Genomic DNA, 15,475 nt, shown 5'->3' with positions numbered 1-15,475 from the left:
TAAGTAAATATAAAGCCTGGGAGATAAAAATAAATAAAAAACTATATAAGAAGTAGATTAAGGGTCTTATAAATAAGGCCTTTTTTATTACAAAAATTTAAGTCACAATTGATACAAATTGCGAACTAAACTAAATAATTATAGGACCTAAAATATAGGTCCTTTTTTAATACAAATTAAGGAGGTTAGTATGGCTGATGACACTTTACAAGAGGTAAGAGAACGGCTTATTAAAATTGAAGTTCTCTTAGAAAATATGAATAAAAATAGTGAATTAAAAAATGAAATTCTAGAAGAAAAAATAAAAGTAGCAAATAATAGAATTTCAGATTTAGAAAATAGTAATACATGGTTATGGAGAGCAATAGCAGGAGCTTTAATAAGTTCAGTTATTGCTTTTTTAATTAAATAAAAATTTTAGGAGGTAGTTTTATGAAAATAAACTGGAAAGTAAGATTTAAAAACCCTTTGTTTGTGGCACAATTAGGCATGAGTATATTAGTTCCTATACTAGCTTATGCAGGACTAACAGTACAAGATTTAACAACATGGAAAGCACTGGGTGATTTATTACTAGGTGCTTTTTCTAATCCATATGTTTTAGGATTAGTAGCTATAAGTGTCTATAATGCAGTATTAGATCCTACGACAAGAGGTCTAAATGATAGTCTAAATGTATTAAATAGGGAGGTAAAATAATATGAGTAAATATTTAGTATTAGGTGATGGTGGACATGCAGAAAAGGTAGCAGGAAAGTGTGCTCCTGATAAATCTTTATATGAATGGAAGTTTAATCAAGAAGTTGATACAAAAATAAAAAAAAGATGTAAGGATCATGGTATAGATTATTATCAAACTAATCCATCACCTGCAGGTAAAGATGAAATGGGATTAAGTAAAAGGGCAGAACTTGCAAATGCACATTGGAAGAAACAAGGGAAACCAAAAGCATTATTTATAAGTTATCATGCTAATGCATATAAGAGTGTATTTAATGATGCGAGGGGAACAGAAACTTATGTAGCTAGTAATGCTAGTACGAACTCTAAGAATGCAGCCAAATTTATAAATGATGAAATATATAGTGCTTTTAAGAAACTAGATAATGGAGCTAAAAATAGAGGAGTTAAGACAGAGGATTTTACTGTAATATACAAGGCTCAAATGCCATCTATATTAGTTGAATATGGATTCTATACAAATAAATCCGATTTAAAAATATTACAAAATAATGTAGATGATCTAGTAGAGGCAACTATGAAAGGTATATGTAAATACTTCAGTATTACATATAAAACACCTAAGAAAGAAAATAATACATCAAAAGAAGAAGTTTTTTACAGAGTTGTAACTAATAGCTATTTAGATAGAAAAAATGCTGAAAAAGAAGTTTCAGAACTAAAGAAACTAGGTGTCAGTGCTTTCTTAGATGCGTTCAAGAAAGATAATAAAACATATTTAAGAGTAGTGGCTGGAAGTTATGCAAATAGAAAAAATGCTGAAACTCAATTAGCATCGCTTAAAAAGAAAGGATATAATCCATTTATTGCAATATATAAAAAATAGAATGTAAATAAAAAAGAGCTAGAGGATTAAATCCCATAGCTCTTTTTGTCATATGCTTAGTAAGAATAATTGAATTGAAACTAGTTAATTTTAATTAGCTTTAAGAAAACTATTAAATCACCTTCATTATCTTCTACATTATATCCATCACTTATATCAGAATATTTGCCAAAAATATCAGTATTAAAGACTACAATTGGTTCTTCTTTATCTAGATTTATAACTTTACTGTTTTCTATAATTAATAAACTTCCAGAATCATTTTCAAAAAAGTTTAACTTTAATTCCTTAGAGTAGGAATCATTAACTAATACTTTAATCTCTTTATTATAATCAGATACATCCACTCCTACTTTTAAACTAATATTTTTACTTTTGTGCTTTATATCCTTATCATATAGACGATACTCTTCTATAAATTTACCATTCTTATATTCTTTTGCATAAATATTAACTTTATATGTACCCTTCTTTAAATTATCAATATTATAAGTCATTCCTAAATTATGATTTTCGCCACTTTTACTTATTGTTATATCATCATCGGATTTAAAAATATTAACTGAAATTATTATAAAAAATAAAGTCGCTAAGCCACAAAATATCAATTTTAAATTTTTCATAAAACACCCCCTCTACTTAAATACTATTTTTACCTATACTACATATATTTTCAATAATTTTGACATAAAAGGTCGATAAAGTTACAAAGCTGGATAAATATTTTGATATATACTAAGTATTATCATATAGAAATAAGAAGTATATAATTTCTATTTATTGGAAATAATTTAAGTATCTTTTTTATATTTTAAAATTTTTTTAATTCATTTAACCACAGGTAGTAGGCTAAGGCTTGCTACCTTATTTTTGTTTAAATATATATCGCAGAAAAAATGACAAAAAAAGACATAGCAAATATGTATAATAATACCGAGGATTAATTATAGAGGGAGAGAAATTATGAAATTAAAACAAAAATTAATGTCATTAGGACTAGTAGTAACACTAGTAGCTAGTTCTTTTTTTACTAGTTCTGCAGCAACTAAGCAAGATATGAAAGTTGAATTTATCAATGTAGGTGCAGGAGATGCTATTTACATTGAAACTCCAGATGGTACTGACATATTAATTGATGCAGGTTCAGCAACTAGTGGTAAAAAAGTAGTTGATTATCTATTAAAACAAGAAAAAAATATGAATTTAGAGTACGTTATATCAACTCATCAAGATGCAGATCATGCAGGCGGACTACAGGAAGTATTTAAAAGAATGAAGGTGAAGAAGTTTTATTATCCTAAAGATACAGCATACACATCTACAAAGACAGGGAAGGCTGTAATGAATCTAGCTAAGAAAGAAAAAGGATGCAAAATATATGATGCTAAAACAGGTACTAAAATAAAATCGGCTGGTGCGACACTAGAATTTGTACATAGCAAAACCAACTATAAAACAGATAATGAAGATAGTGTTATGACATATATAGATTATGGCAATTTAGAGATGCTTTTAACTGGAGATGCAGAAAAAGGCGCAGAGGCAGCTGGTAAAAAGTATAATGTAGATATATTACAAGTACCTCATCATGGTTCAAAGGGTTCATCAAGTACATCTTTTATAAAGAAGTATGATCCAGAGAAAATAATTATTTCTACAGATGGGAAAAAGTATGGCCACCCAGCTAAAGAAGCATTAGATAGATATAAGAAATATGATAAAAATATAGATGTTTACAGAACTGATAGAAATGGAAATATAAAAGTTTATGCAAATGGAAAGAAATGGTGGGTTAAAACAGATAAAAGTTCTTCTCAAAAGATAGGCTCAACGAAACCAGGAGTTACTTCTAGTTCTTCAAGTAGCTCAAAACCATCTACTTCAAAACCAAGTACATCAAAACCATCCATAAGTAATTCAAAGACAGTTTATATAACTAAAACAGGCAAGAAGTATCATTATAAAAAGAATTGCAGAGGATTAAGTAATGCTAATTCTATACAAACAACTACTTTAAGTAAAGCTAAATCACAAGGACTTACTCTTTGTGGGTATGAAGATTAAATAAATAGCTAGGTTGGATTAATTTCCTTCCTAGCTTTGTTTTTATTGCCAAAAATAGTAAATAAATGTACAATAAAAAAGAAACTACTAATATTTAAAAGAGGATAGTAGTTTCTTTTAGAGTATTCTTTAAACTTAAATATAATCTAATTATATAGGATAATACTAAAGAGTACAATAGTAAATAGTAAGGGAGATAGTATTATGGAGGATTTACTGTGCAACTTAACTATAAATAAGATAATAGCACATAAAATTTTTAAAAGGACAACTAGTAATTCAGCAACTCTGCCTATATATAACGATGAAATAATTGAATTAGGTGAACAAGCACTTTTTACATTTAATCAGAGGGTTATTCAGGCTATAGGGAGTGATTCGAACAGTATAGAAATGGATATATATAATAGAGATTCAGGAAGTGTATTCAGTCTTATTAGGGAAATTATTGAGATAGATGAAGAAAAATTTATTCAAAATTCTAAGAATATAGCACTAAATCTATCTAATGCACAAAATACAACAAGAATACCAGGAGGTATTATATTTATATTCAGTGGTACAATAGGTGATAATGAAAATGAATTTGTTGGTGTAATGAAAGCTGAGACTCAAGATGGATTCTCTATTGTAAAAGAAGACGATAGATTCACATTAGATCATATTACTGAGCTATTATTAACACCTCATCAGAAGCTTTATAAAATAGGAATGTTTATTAAAACTGAGAGTCAATACAAGTGTTTTGTATATGATAGCAATTTAGGTAGAGGTGCGAAATCGGATGCTGCTAAATATTTCTATGATAATTTTCTAGGATGTAGACAGTCGATTAATAGTAAGTATTTAACTAAAACATTTTATGTAGAAACTAAGGAATTTATAGACAAAGAATCAAATTTAACCGAAGAGGAAAAATTTACAACTTCATACTGTAAGGCATGAATTTATTAATAGATTAACAGAGGATCTAAAGGTATTACTAGAAGATAGTATAATTTCTTTAAATGAACTAGATGAATATACTAAGGTGACTAAAGAAAATCCTGTTGGTGTTATTTGCGGTACTAAAGAAAATAAAATAGAAGGTATAATAGATAGGATAGATTTATTTAGAGAGAATGATGTAATAGATGCTATGTTTTCTAAAACACCAGAATGTAATATAGATTTTGTAGAAGCTATGGAACAAAAGAAAGTTATATTAATAAGAATGAGAGATTGTGATTTTGAAGATGAAACTTCTAAAGATGTTTTAATGACATTCTTTATGCAGAAGATTTGGTTAGCTACAAAACTGAGAGCAGCAAAGGAAGAAAAAGAAATTAATAAAATACCTCCTAGAGTTACTTTATTAGTAGATGAAATATTCCAGGTACCTACTTGTCAGAAAATATTAGAAAAAACATTTCTTCAAAGTGCTAAGTTTGGACTTAAGTATATGTTTACACTTCATAATCTGGAAGGATTAAGTAAAGAAGCTTTAGCATCATTAAAAGGTGCTAACACAACTTATACCTTAATATCTGGTGTAGATAAAAAAGCATTTGAAGCTTTAGAAGAAGAATTTAGTATTCAGGGTTATTGTTTAGATGATATGCTTAATCTAGAGCAATATACTGCACTACATTTGATTAAAAATAAAAATGGATATGATGCATTAATAACTAAGTTACCACCAGAGTTAAAATTAGAGGTTTCAGAATATGAACAACAAAATATAGCCTAAAAATAGGAGGGATGACACCCTCCTATAATTTTAGGCATATATTTGTAAATGCATATACTTTCCCTATATTGCTATAGGCTAACATAACCGCTACACTTACATTCCAACGAGTTTACTGCGTTACACTCATTTACATGTTCGCTTCGCATATTATAGCATATGCAAATCACCTCGTAAAAAATGCATGTACTATGATAAAAAATAATTTTATAGTATTTACATTTTAAAAATGTATAGTTAAAATAAAAAAGACTAAGAAATGTAATCTTAGTCTTTAATGTTATGAGATGTTGTGGATAAATTTCGAAAACTGACATCAAACTGACATTTTAATAATATAATCTAATGTAAAGATTAAAAATACTAGGATGTATGAAAAACCTAGGACTTGTTCGAGAACCTCCAAGTATAAAAAACTAAGGTATTTATATAGTGGCAGTATATAAGATATACCCTTAGCTACAATTTTTTTATTATAAAAAGTTGTAGGGTTCTCCTTATTAATAATTTTTAAGGAGGCATTTGTCATGCAAAAAAGAAAAGTAATAATTGATTGTGATCCAGGAATAGATGATTCTCTGGCAATTCTTCTAGCTGTAAACTCACCAGAGCTAGAGATACTTGGCATTACTACTTGTAGTGGTAATGTAGAAGCTGAAATGGGAGCAAAAAATGCTCTTAAAACACTTCAAATATGTTCTTCATTAAATATACCTGTATATAAAGGTGAAGAGAAACCTTTAAAAAGAGATCTTGTAACAGCCCAAGATACCCATGGAGAAGATGGAATAGGAGAGAACTTCTATGAAGATGTAACTGAATATAAGATAAAGGAAAATGGAGTAGACTTTATAATAGACACATTAAAGAATAATAAAGATGTATCTATTATAGCACTAGGACCTTTAACTAATATTGCTAAAGCTATTATGAAAGATAAAAAAGTATTTGATAACTTAGATGAGTTCGTATCTATGGGAGGTGCTTTTAGAATACATGGAAACTGCTCTCCAGTTGCAGAATTTAATTATTGGGTAGATCCTCATGCAGCAGATTATGTTTACAAGAATTTGTCAAGGAAAATTCATATGGTAGGACTAGATGTAACTAGAAAAATTGTACTTACGCCAAATATTATTGAGTTTATTAACAGGCTCGATAAAGATATATCTAAATATATTACAGATATAACAAGATTTTATATAGATTTCCACTGGGAGCAAGAGGGAATAATTGGCTGTGTGATAAATGATCCATTAGCTGTAGCTTACTTTATAGATAGAAGTATATGTAGTGGATTTGAATCTTATGTAGAAGTGGTAGAGGATGGTATTGCTATGGGTCAATCGGTGGTAGATGAATTTAATTTTTATAAAAATGATAATAATGCAGTTGTATTGACTGATGTTGATGAAAAGAAATTTATGTATATGTTCCTTAAAAGATTGTTTAAGGGATATGAAGAAATTATAGATTCAGTAAAAGGAGTTATATAAGATGAAAAGTATATCTGTTAAAAATATCTCATTAATAGGCCTTGGAATATCAATAAATGTAGTAGGTGCATTTATAGCCTATACACTAAAATTACCGATATACCTAGATTCTATAGGAACTATATTTATCGCAGCTATATTAGGTCCAAACTATGCGATGATATCTGGTGTTTTAGGTAGCATAGTCAGTGGTATAACTTTTGATGTATATTCTATATATTTTGCTCCGGTACAGATAACAACTGGTCTTCTTTCAGGAATTATGTTTAGAAAGGGATTTTTAGATGGAGTAAAAACTCCATTAGGAACGTTTATATTTGTATTACCAACTTCAATAATCAGTGCAATGATTGCTGCTATAGTATTTGAAGGTGTAACATCTGCAGGTTCATCATACATTGTTCAAGCTTTAGAGGTATTAAGTATAGGTAATTTATTCAGTAATATATTTTTAACTCAAATAATAACAGATTACATGGATAAGTTCTTAGGTGTAGTTTTAGTTAACTTAGGAATAAGTGCTATTCCAAAAAATTTAAAATCATCTTTTATAGCTAGTAAGTAAGGAGATAATATATGGATAGATATAGTATTATAGAAAACAAAAATCAAAGAGAGATTGTTTTACTAAAGGGATTTCCATGTGTATGGGGGAAATGTTCTTTTTGTGATTATATAGATGATAATTCGAAATTAGAAGATGAAATAAATAATATAAATTTTCAAGTTTTAGAGAATATAACGGGAAAATATAAGGTTCTTGAAGTTATAAATTCAGGAAGCTGCTTTGAAATCCCAAAAGATACATTATTGAGAATTAAAGAGATAATAACAGAAAAAAATATAGAAAAATTATTTTTAGAAAGTCATTGGTGTTATAAAAATAAATTACAAGAGATGAGAGATTTTTTCGAAATACCTATAATATTTAAAATTGGGGTAGAGACATTTGATTATGAATTTAGAAATGTTGTCTTAAATAAAAATGCTAGATTTAAAAATGTTGAAGAATTAAAGGAGCATTTTGATTCACCATGTATGCTTGTTGGAATTAAGGGGCAAACAAAAGAAATGATTGATAATGATATGGATATAATTTTAAATAATTTTAACCATGCAACTATTAATATTTTTGTAAATAATACGACGGATATAAAAAGAGATGAAGAACTTGTAGATTGGTTTATTGAAAAATACAAATTTATAGATAAAAATACTGATTTTGAAGTCCTTTATAATAATACAGACTTCGGAGTTGGTGATTAATATATATTAGTAGAAAAAGTATCAGAATAAATTTATTCTGATACTTTTTTATATAAAAATAATAAAATTTGTCAAAAAAACTCGGATTTAATAAAATAAATTTGCCATGATACACTTATTAATGTATTATATTTACTATATATAATTATTTTTAATAAGATTAATTTAATAAGTAGTGTTGATAAAAATAAAGTAAAACAGGAAAACATTTACATAAAGATTGAATATAAAGTTTAAAAGATAAAGGAGTGACATATGAAGGATAGTATGAAAGGAAATGAAAGGCTAGAAAAGTTTTTGAAACTTCAAAATAAAAATGTTTCTTTTGAGAATATATCAAAAGAGATAGGTATTAGTTCAGCTACATTAAGAAGATTTTTAAATAAGATGGGTTATAAGTCTGAAGATGGAAAATATGTTTTAACATCTGAAATAGAAAAAAAAGAAATTGCTAAAACTAATAAAAAATATGATAAAACTTCATCAAATAAAAAGTCAACTAAAAAAGTAACTAAAAAAGAGATGCAAATAGTATTTGAAAACTTAGAAGATAAACCTCAAAAAACAAACAGTTCTAAAAAGAGTAAAGTATCTAAAGCAAAACCTAAAAAAGATAGGAAAATAAATATTACTCAAGAGGATTTAGATAAAATATGTGAGGTATACGATTGGTATTTAGAAGTAAAAGACTATAAATCAATGAAACCTAGAAAAAGATATAATAAAAAAGATGTAATTATCGAGGATAAAGAATTAAAGGATGTAAAGGGAACAAGTATAAAGGTAGATAAAAATACATGGGAAGAATTTGAAAGGTTGTGTAGCAACTCGGAGTTTAGTAAACAACAAATATTAACACAAGCCTTGAAAGACTTTATGAAAGAATATAAACATTTATTATAGTAAATATTTTTTATTATAAAATATTATAATTAAAATAGATGCAAGGTATGAGGTGCATAATATATGAAAAATATAATAAAAGTATCAGTACTAATAATGATGATATTAATAATAATAGGATTAGTAGGATGTAGAGGAAGTAAAGTAGAAAATAATGGTGAAGTACTTTTAAATGGCTCGTTAGTAAAAAAATATGAAGCTAAAGCTTTACAAATTAATGAATTTGATGAGTATACTAGGGATTTTAGTGGAGTTGTTGTAAATAGAGTAGAAAACATAGCAAAGTTTGATGTATCAAATATTTGGATAGTATACAATGAATTAGATAAAGAAGGTAAGATTATATCTGAATCAAAAATGTTTTTAGATATGACTTTAACTCCAGGAGATATTTTTAATGCTAGCTTTAAACTGAAGGAATTAGGAGAAAATATAAGTATTACTTCTTATGAATATATGACATCAGAAGAAAATGTTACTGTTAATTTAAAAGATGGTAGTGTATACTCAGTAAATATTGAAGATAGAGAAGAAGATAGTAGCCCTTATGAAGTTTTGGCTTTTTCAGATGCAAAAAAGGTTGATGATGCAGATGACGGAGATACTTATATTGTAAAGGTAAAAAATAATTCTTCTAAAAGCTTAGGAAACATAACTTTAAAAATAGGAGAAATTAATTCAAGAAAAGAATATATAGGTGTAAATCATGAATCTTCATACTCAGCCTTAAAACCATTACAAGAAGCTGAAATCACAATAAAAGTATCAAAGCATACAGAGAAAATAAAATTAATAGGATATGTTTATGACGATATAGATGCAAAATCAAATATTGATATTGATTTAATATCTCATAAGGCTCAAATTAATAAATACTAAGGTATTTATATTAAAATAGTATAAAATTGATGTTTATCACTAATAATAAGTTATATCTTAATAAGGGGGTATAAATATGAATGATGATAAACGCAATAAAAATGAATTAGATTTTGAACAATTGAATTCACTACTAGCCAATCCGGATTTTGCTAGTTGGTATTACGAAAAAATGTCAGATAAAACCAACGAGGATGTAAGCATAAGTGATTTTGTAGATATACTAACAAATTATTCAAATAATCAATTACAATAAGAATAAAATAATAAGATGGCATGATTAATGTAACTCTATAGTATATTAAATCATGTCTTTTTATTTTTTTGTATTAAAATATAAGAAATAAAGAGTTATAATGTATTTTAAGAAGAGATAATTGGAGGATAATATGAAGATATTAGTAGTTGAAGACAATAAAAAGCTCTTAGAAGGTATAGTAAAAGAAATCAGTAGTCACTTTCAATGTGAAAGTTGTGAAGATGGAGAAGAGGCCTTGTATTTGATAAAACAAGATATATATGATCTAGTAGTATTAGATTTAATGCTCCCAAATCTAAATGGATTAGATATATTAAAAAAAATGAGAGATAATTATATAGATACACCAGTAATAATTTTAACTGCAAAAGAGTCATTAGATGATAAGGTTGGAGCATTTTCAATAGGTGCAAATGATTATTTAACAAAACCATTTTATATGGAAGAACTAATAGCTAGGATATACGCAATATTAAGAACTAATGGAAAAATAAATGATAAAAATAGTTTAGATTTTAAAGACTTACACTTAGATCTTAGTAAAAGAAGAGTATTCATAAATGGAGATGAAATAAATCTTCAAAACAAACAATTTGGTTTATTAGAATATTTCTTATTAAATAAAGGTACAATTTTATTAAAGGAACAGATATATGATAGAATATGGGGGGTAGAATCAGATGCTACTATTGAGATTGTAGAGGTTTATGTAAGTAACTTGAGGAAAAAATTAGGTAAATATGGATATGATAAGTACATAAAAACTAAGCGTAAGGTAGGATATATGTTTGATGATAAATAAAAATGTATTTACTGATACAAAACAAAGATTAATAAAAATAAATTTATTTGTTGTCGGGGGATTCTTACTGATTTTTTCTATTTTTATATTCTTTTATTTTAAAGAACTTACATATACTAATATAGATAGTAAAATAGAAGAAGAATTAGAATCAATAAGTGTACAATTTAATAGAAGTTCAATGTTCAATCCTATTATTCTTGAAGATCCAAGAAATATGGTTTATGTATATGAAAATGGAAAAATAAGATATTATACTGAAAATAGGTATTTTGAAAATATATATCCTGAAATAAATAATTCTAAAAAGGATACTTTCTTTACATGGTCAGATAATGGTTACGCATTTAGAGTTCTTAATTTAAATATTGGAAAATACACTATTGAGATAATAAGAAATATTGATTCAGAACTTAGCTCATTAAAGCAACTTGTTTTTTCGCTGATTATAGGAATACTAATATCATTAATAGTAGCTTATTTTATTGCTATATACCTTACAAAGAAAGCATTAGTCCCTATAGAAACAGCATGGAATAATCAAGCTAGTTTTATACAGGATGCCTCACATGAACTTAGAACTCCAATTTCTATAATATCATCTAAATTAGAAGGGATGTTAAAGAATCCTGAAAATACAATAAACGATGAAGTAGAAACAGTGGCAGATGCTATGAGAGAAACAAGAAGAATGAAAAAGATGATAAACGATCTTTTATCACTTACCAAAGAAGATTATATATCTAAAATGAATTTCGAAAACATAGATATAGAGAATATAGTATGTGAAATATATAAAGATTATGAAGAAATAGCAGAGATGCAAGATAAAGAATTTATTTTTAAAAGTGAATTAGAGAATAAAATAATAGTTACGGATAAAAATAAATTAAGACAATTAATTCTAATTTTTATAGATAATGCTTTTAAATATACTAATGAGTATGATGGTATATTTATAAATCTTAAGGAAGAAGATAATAATATAAAATTGTCTATAAAGGATACAGGTATAGGTATTAAGGAAGATGAAATAAAGTATGTTTTTGATAGATTCTTTAGAAGTGACGCTGTAAGAAGTAAATATATAGATGGTTCAGGAATTGGACTCTCAATAGCTAAAATGCTTAGTATTAATTTAAAATATGATATTAATGTTGATTCTAAAATTGGAGAATATACAGTATTTGAAATAAAAATACCTAAGACTAAAAAGGCAAATTAAAAAAATTTGATTTGTTGGATAATTCATGGGTATAATTATATTAACAAATATTAGAAATTTTTATAAAATATAATAACTATATTAAGAAAATATCATAATATAATTATAGAGAAGAACTAGGAGGAAATTAATATGGCTAAAATAATAAAAACATCAGAATTTAGAAGTGAAGTAGAAGAAAAACAAGGAGTAGTTGTAGTAGACTTTTTCGCAACTTGGTGTGGTCCTTGTAAGATGTTAGCACCAGTATTTGAAGCATTAGGAACAGAAATGGATGGTAAGGCTAAGTTCTTGAAATTAGATGTAGATCAAAGTTTAGAAATAGCTCAACAATTTAGTGTATCAACAGTACCAACGATGATAATATTTAAAGATGGTAAGGTAGTAGACAAAATGATAGGATTTATACCTAAGGAACAAATAAAAGCTAAGGTTGAATCTTACTTATAAAAATGATAGGTGATATTATGAGATATGATATAGCAATAGTAGGTAGTGGACCTGCGGGATTATCAGCTGCTATAAATGCAAAAATAAGAAATAAGAATATTATATTATTTGGAAATGAAAATTTAAGCAATAAGCTTACTAAAGCACCTTCGATAGATAACTATTTAGGGTTTTATGATATAAGTGGAGTAGAGTTAAAAGATAAATTTTTAGAACATGTAAAAAATTTAGATATTGATATATGTGAAAAAAGAATAAATAACATCTACTCAATGGGTGATTATTTTGCATTAATGTCTGGCGACTCGATGTATGAAGCAACAACAGTTATACTTGCAACTGGAGTTGAATATGGCAAGCCTATTAAAGGAGAAGAAGAATTTCTAGGAAAAGGAGTTGGGTATTGCGCAACTTGCGATGCTCCTTTATATAGAGATAAAAAAGTAGCTATAATAGGATATAATAAGGAGTCAGAAGAAGAAGCTAATTTCTTAAGTGAAATTGCATCTAAAACTTATTTTATACCAATGTATAAAAATGAATCATTAATGAGAGGTAATCATGAATTAGATACTTCTATAGAAGTTATAAATGATAGACCTATACAGATACAAGGAGAGACTCTTGTAAATAAGGTATCTTTTAAAGAGAAAGATATTGATGTAGATGGAGTATTTGTAATAAAAGATAGTGCTTCATTAAAATCTCTTGTACCAGGTCTTGAAACTGATGGACCTCATGTAATAGTAGATATAAACATGAAGACTAATATAGATGGATGCTTTGCTTGTGGTGATTGTGCAGGAAAGCCATACTCATATATTAAATCAGCAGGTCAAGGTCAAATCGCTGCATTAAATGCAGTATCTTATTTAGATAAGTTAAAGATGGAAGCAAGAAAAAAGGAAAAATTAGAGCAAAGATAAGTTTAAATAATTAATTTATTTAAGAAGATATAAAGATAAATTTTGAAAAAATTTACTTTATATCTTTTTTTATTTATTTTTTTAGGTATTTTAAATAAGACTTGATAAAATTAATTAAGATTATTATAATTTAATTAAGTAAACACTTAATTACAAGAGGTGATACATGGAAAATATAAGTAAAGTATTTAAGGCCTTAAGTGATGAAACTAGGCTTAAGATATTGGTATTGTCATCTAAAAGAAATATATGCCAAAAAGGGATGTCTAAGTTTTTAGGAATATCAGATTCAGCTGTCTCTCAACATATAAAAGTACTTAAAGAAGCTGGAATACTTAAAGGTACTAAAGAAGGTTACTTTGTATTTTATAGTGTTGATAAAGAAGCTTTTAATCAATGTGTATCATTTATTAATTTTATTAAAGGAAATCCAATAGATATTTTTATTGAAGATGATGATTTAAATTCTATAAATAATATTGGATGTAAAAGCAATTGTAAATCAATAAACAAGTGTTGTAAAAAGGGAGGATTTTAAAATGAAAATTTGTATACCAGTAGAGGTAAATAAAGGATTAGAAAGTAAACCTTATGGACATTTTGGATCAGCACCATTATTTGTAATTTGTAATTTAGAAAATCAAGAAGTAACTGAAATAAATAACCAGGATTTACATCATGAGCATGGAAAATGTCAACCACTAAAGGCATTGCAAGGTAATGTTGTTGATGCAGTTATAGTAGGAGGAATAGGTCAAGGCGCTATAATGAAATTAAATTCTATGGGTGTTAAAGTATATAAATCACAAGGTGATACAATAAAAGAAAATATTGAGCTATATAAAGAAAATAAGCTTGAAGAATTCCCATCAAATCACACTTGCTCGCATGACGGTTGCGGCCATCACTAAGAAGGATAAAAGAATATGATATAAATAATGAGAGCCTAATGTTATAATTGCCACAAATATAACATTAGGCTCTCATTTTCTATGTAGGTATTAAATATCAATACTATTTAATAATTCTTTTAAATTTAACAGCTCTTCTCTCGTAAATGTAATACCTTTACCCATTTTTTGATGAGTTTCATCCCAATCTCTTATATCATATTTAGCTTCTCTGTTATTCCAACTAACTAAATTGAGTTCTTTATTCCATCCTTTAGATGATTGAGAAATTACACCTATTTCTTTTTCTATATCATATTTAATTCCAGCCATAAAATAATCTTCCTTTCTTTTTAAATAATTACTATTATACCATATACAATAAGTATTTATCCTAAAGCGACAAAAATCGTTCCTAAAGCTATTAGCATAACCCCTACAATTCCTTTTATTGAAATTTGTTCTTTGAAAATTAAGATTGATACAACTACTGTTATAACAACTGATAATTTATCTATAGGTGCTACTTGCCACGTTTTTCCTGTTTTTAAAGCTATATTTAAAAATAACCATGAAAGTGCTCCTGAAATTCCTGCAAAAACTAAATAAACAAAATCTTTTTTATATTCAAATAATTGATTGATATTATTTAAATCTCCTTTAAAGAAAGATACAGAAATTAAAAATAGGGCCATAATTATAGAGCGTACTGCTGTTGCTAATGAAGGTGATAAATTATTAATACCTATCTTTGTAAATATTGTTACGAAGCTTGCGCTTACTGCTGCTAATAAAGCGTATAATAACCATGAGTTCATATAAAAATCCTCTCTATATATATATTAATATAAATATTATAACATAAAAAATGTAGGAATTTAAACGAGTTTGAAAATCTTTATCAATTATAGAATATTTCTACAAATTAAATAAGTAGTAAAAAATTCATGAATCTTAAGAAGAGCTAAAGAGGAAAATGATTTGTATATGGGGAATTTGCAATTTATAAAAATGAATTT

At 26.8% G+C, this 15,475-nt stretch carries 21 protein-coding genes and 1 riboswitch; of the genes, 18 read left to right on the top strand and 3 right to left on the bottom strand.

Translation table 11 applies throughout. From position 1 onward, the window contains the following. The first annotated feature begins 190 nt into the window (after nt 1-190). From H8923_RS09250 to H8923_RS09240, 3 genes are read left to right on the top strand one after another with little or no spacing between them, the layout of a single operon-like run. Nucleotides 191-412 (top strand): hemolysin XhlA family protein, encoded by a 222-nt coding sequence (locus tag H8923_RS09250; protein ID WP_153971589.1) that lies wholly within the window; start codon nt 191-193, stop codon nt 410-412. Between the two features lie 20 nt (nt 413-432). After that, nucleotides 433-699 carry a phage holin gene (locus H8923_RS09245; protein ID WP_153971590.1) on the top strand — a complete coding sequence of 89 codons (267 nt, stop codon included), beginning with the start codon at nt 433-435 and terminating at the stop codon, nt 697-699. A gap of 1 nt (nt 700) precedes the next feature. Then, entirely contained in the window at nt 701-1,567 is an 867-nt protein-coding gene (locus tag H8923_RS09240) for an N-acetylmuramoyl-L-alanine amidase (protein ID WP_153971591.1), read from the top strand. Nucleotides 1,568-1,647: 80 nt separating this feature from the next. On the opposite strand, the gene H8923_RS09235 is transcribed toward H8923_RS09240, so the two are convergent. Then, nucleotides 1,648-2,190 carry a hypothetical protein gene (locus H8923_RS09235; RefSeq protein ID WP_153971592.1) on the bottom strand — a complete coding sequence of 181 codons (543 nt, stop codon included), beginning with the start codon at nt 2,188-2,190 and terminating at the stop codon, nt 1,648-1,650. A gap of 340 nt (nt 2,191-2,530) precedes the next feature. Between H8923_RS09235 and H8923_RS09230 the strand changes: the two genes are divergently transcribed. The 15 genes from H8923_RS09230 to H8923_RS09160 all read left to right on the top strand — a co-directional run bounded on the left by H8923_RS09230 (nt 2,531) and on the right by H8923_RS09160 (nt 14,477). Beyond that, nucleotides 2,531-3,631, top strand: coding sequence for a ComEC/Rec2 family competence protein (locus H8923_RS09230; protein ID WP_153971593.1), 1,101 nt, complete (start codon nt 2,531-2,533; stop codon nt 3,629-3,631). A gap of 204 nt (nt 3,632-3,835) precedes the next feature. Beyond that, entirely contained in the window at nt 3,836-4,576 is a 741-nt protein-coding gene (locus H8923_RS09225; protein WP_153971594.1) for a nucleoid-associated protein, read from the top strand. 85 nt (nt 4,577-4,661) lie between these two features. Beyond that, nucleotides 4,662-5,360, top strand: coding sequence for a hypothetical protein (locus H8923_RS09220; RefSeq protein ID WP_153971595.1), 699 nt, complete (start codon nt 4,662-4,664; stop codon nt 5,358-5,360). Nucleotides 5,361-5,741: 381 nt separating this feature from the next. Beyond that, nucleotides 5,742-5,786: riboswitch (PreQ1 riboswitch) on the top strand. A gap of 101 nt (nt 5,787-5,887) precedes the next feature. After that, nucleotides 5,888-6,856 carry a nucleoside hydrolase gene (locus H8923_RS09215; RefSeq protein ID WP_153971596.1) on the top strand — a complete coding sequence of 323 codons (969 nt, stop codon included), beginning with the start codon at nt 5,888-5,890 and terminating at the stop codon, nt 6,854-6,856. Nucleotide 6,857: 1 nt separating this feature from the next. Continuing rightward, on the top strand, nt 6,858-7,421 hold the full coding sequence (locus tag H8923_RS09210; protein WP_153971597.1) for an ECF transporter S component: 564 nt from the start codon (nt 6,858-6,860) through the stop codon (nt 7,419-7,421). Between the two features lie 11 nt (nt 7,422-7,432). Then, nucleotides 7,433-8,122, top strand: coding sequence for a radical SAM protein (locus H8923_RS09205; protein ID WP_153971598.1), 690 nt, complete (start codon nt 7,433-7,435; stop codon nt 8,120-8,122). Between the two features lie 255 nt (nt 8,123-8,377). After that, nucleotides 8,378-9,025, top strand: coding sequence for a DNA-binding protein (locus tag H8923_RS09200; RefSeq protein WP_243139941.1), 648 nt, complete (start codon nt 8,378-8,380; stop codon nt 9,023-9,025). 63 nt (nt 9,026-9,088) lie between these two features. Further along, a complete protein-coding gene (locus H8923_RS09195) occupies nt 9,089-9,904 on the top strand; it encodes a hypothetical protein (RefSeq protein ID WP_153971599.1) in 816 nt (271 codons plus the stop codon). A 76-nt stretch (nt 9,905-9,980) separates the two neighbouring features. Then, nucleotides 9,981-10,160: a hypothetical protein gene (locus H8923_RS09190; protein WP_153971600.1), complete on the top strand. Its 180-nt coding sequence runs from the start codon at nt 9,981-9,983 to the stop codon at nt 10,158-10,160. A 133-nt stretch (nt 10,161-10,293) separates the two neighbouring features. Continuing rightward, on the top strand, nt 10,294-10,965 hold the full coding sequence (locus H8923_RS09185) for a response regulator transcription factor (RefSeq protein WP_153971601.1): 672 nt from the start codon (nt 10,294-10,296) through the stop codon (nt 10,963-10,965). Then, entirely contained in the window at nt 10,955-12,190 is a 1,236-nt protein-coding gene (locus tag H8923_RS09180; RefSeq protein ID WP_153971602.1) for a sensor histidine kinase, read from the top strand. The genes H8923_RS09185 and H8923_RS09180 overlap by 11 nt, the downstream gene beginning before the upstream one ends. A 132-nt stretch (nt 12,191-12,322) precedes the next feature. Continuing rightward, nucleotides 12,323-12,640 carry a thioredoxin gene (gene trxA, locus H8923_RS09175; RefSeq protein WP_153971603.1) on the top strand — a complete coding sequence of 106 codons (318 nt, stop codon included), beginning with the start codon at nt 12,323-12,325 and terminating at the stop codon, nt 12,638-12,640. A 17-nt stretch (nt 12,641-12,657) separates the two neighbouring features. Then, a complete protein-coding gene (locus H8923_RS09170) occupies nt 12,658-13,566 on the top strand; it encodes an NAD(P)/FAD-dependent oxidoreductase (RefSeq protein WP_153971604.1) in 909 nt (302 codons plus the stop codon). Nucleotides 13,567-13,732: 166 nt separating this feature from the next. After that, nucleotides 13,733-14,104: an ArsR/SmtB family transcription factor gene (locus H8923_RS09165; protein WP_153971605.1), complete on the top strand. Its 372-nt coding sequence runs from the start codon at nt 13,733-13,735 to the stop codon at nt 14,102-14,104. Between the two features lies 1 nt (nt 14,105). Then, nucleotides 14,106-14,477 (top strand): NifB/NifX family molybdenum-iron cluster-binding protein, encoded by a 372-nt coding sequence (locus H8923_RS09160; RefSeq protein ID WP_153971606.1) that lies wholly within the window; start codon nt 14,106-14,108, stop codon nt 14,475-14,477. A 90-nt stretch (nt 14,478-14,567) separates the two neighbouring features. On the opposite strand, the gene H8923_RS09155 is transcribed toward H8923_RS09160, so the two are convergent. Together H8923_RS09155 and H8923_RS09150 are read right to left on the bottom strand one after the other, a co-directional pair. Further along, nucleotides 14,568-14,789, bottom strand: a complete 222-nt coding sequence (locus H8923_RS09155; protein WP_153971607.1) for a YdbC family protein — start codon at nt 14,787-14,789, stop codon at nt 14,568-14,570. A 56-nt stretch (nt 14,790-14,845) separates the two neighbouring features. Then, complete coding sequence (locus H8923_RS09150; RefSeq protein ID WP_153971608.1) at nt 14,846-15,274, bottom strand: EamA family transporter; 429 nt, start codon at nt 15,272-15,274, stop codon at nt 14,846-14,848. Nucleotides 15,275-15,475 lie beyond the last annotated feature (201 nt).

Origin of the sequence: Romboutsia faecis (assembly GCF_014323405.1) — a bacterium.
Classification (GTDB): Bacteria; Bacillota; Clostridia; order Peptostreptococcales; family Peptostreptococcaceae; genus Romboutsia_E; species Romboutsia_E faecis.
This window is presented reverse-complemented; position numbering and strand designations above follow the sequence as displayed.

What these genes read in the sequence shown, in the direction of transcription:
- H8923_RS09250 (WP_153971589.1), top strand. Translation starts at nt 191, where the DNA reads ATGGCTGATGACACTTTACAAGAGGTAAGAGAACGGCTTATTAAAATT.
- H8923_RS09245 (WP_153971590.1), top strand. Translation starts at nt 433, where the DNA reads ATGAAAATAAACTGGAAAGTAAGATTTAAAAACCCTTTGTTTGTGGCA.
- H8923_RS09240 (WP_153971591.1), top strand. Translation starts at nt 701, where the DNA reads ATGAGTAAATATTTAGTATTAGGTGATGGTGGACATGCAGAAAAGGTA.
- H8923_RS09235 (WP_153971592.1), bottom strand. Translation starts at nt 2,190, where the DNA reads ATGAAAAATTTAAAATTGATATTTTGTGGCTTAGCGACTTTATTTTTT.
- H8923_RS09230 (WP_153971593.1), top strand. Translation starts at nt 2,531, where the DNA reads ATGAAATTAAAACAAAAATTAATGTCATTAGGACTAGTAGTAACACTA.
- H8923_RS09225 (WP_153971594.1), top strand. Translation starts at nt 3,836, where the DNA reads ATGGAGGATTTACTGTGCAACTTAACTATAAATAAGATAATAGCACAT.
- H8923_RS09215 (WP_153971596.1), top strand. Translation starts at nt 5,888, where the DNA reads ATGCAAAAAAGAAAAGTAATAATTGATTGTGATCCAGGAATAGATGAT.
- H8923_RS09210 (WP_153971597.1), top strand. Translation starts at nt 6,858, where the DNA reads ATGAAAAGTATATCTGTTAAAAATATCTCATTAATAGGCCTTGGAATA.
- H8923_RS09205 (WP_153971598.1), top strand. Translation starts at nt 7,433, where the DNA reads ATGGATAGATATAGTATTATAGAAAACAAAAATCAAAGAGAGATTGTT.
- H8923_RS09200 (WP_243139941.1), top strand. Translation starts at nt 8,378, where the DNA reads ATGAAGGATAGTATGAAAGGAAATGAAAGGCTAGAAAAGTTTTTGAAA.
- H8923_RS09195 (WP_153971599.1), top strand. Translation starts at nt 9,089, where the DNA reads ATGAAAAATATAATAAAAGTATCAGTACTAATAATGATGATATTAATA.
- H8923_RS09190 (WP_153971600.1), top strand. Translation starts at nt 9,981, where the DNA reads ATGAATGATGATAAACGCAATAAAAATGAATTAGATTTTGAACAATTG.
- H8923_RS09185 (WP_153971601.1), top strand. Translation starts at nt 10,294, where the DNA reads ATGAAGATATTAGTAGTTGAAGACAATAAAAAGCTCTTAGAAGGTATA.
- H8923_RS09180 (WP_153971602.1), top strand. Translation starts at nt 10,955, where the DNA reads ATGATAAATAAAAATGTATTTACTGATACAAAACAAAGATTAATAAAA.
- trxA (WP_153971603.1), top strand. Translation starts at nt 12,323, where the DNA reads ATGGCTAAAATAATAAAAACATCAGAATTTAGAAGTGAAGTAGAAGAA.
- H8923_RS09170 (WP_153971604.1), top strand. Translation starts at nt 12,658, where the DNA reads ATGAGATATGATATAGCAATAGTAGGTAGTGGACCTGCGGGATTATCA.
- H8923_RS09165 (WP_153971605.1), top strand. Translation starts at nt 13,733, where the DNA reads ATGGAAAATATAAGTAAAGTATTTAAGGCCTTAAGTGATGAAACTAGG.
- H8923_RS09160 (WP_153971606.1), top strand. Translation starts at nt 14,106, where the DNA reads ATGAAAATTTGTATACCAGTAGAGGTAAATAAAGGATTAGAAAGTAAA.
- H8923_RS09155 (WP_153971607.1), bottom strand. Translation starts at nt 14,789, where the DNA reads ATGGCTGGAATTAAATATGATATAGAAAAAGAAATAGGTGTAATTTCT.
- H8923_RS09150 (WP_153971608.1), bottom strand. Translation starts at nt 15,274, where the DNA reads ATGAACTCATGGTTATTATACGCTTTATTAGCAGCAGTAAGCGCAAGC.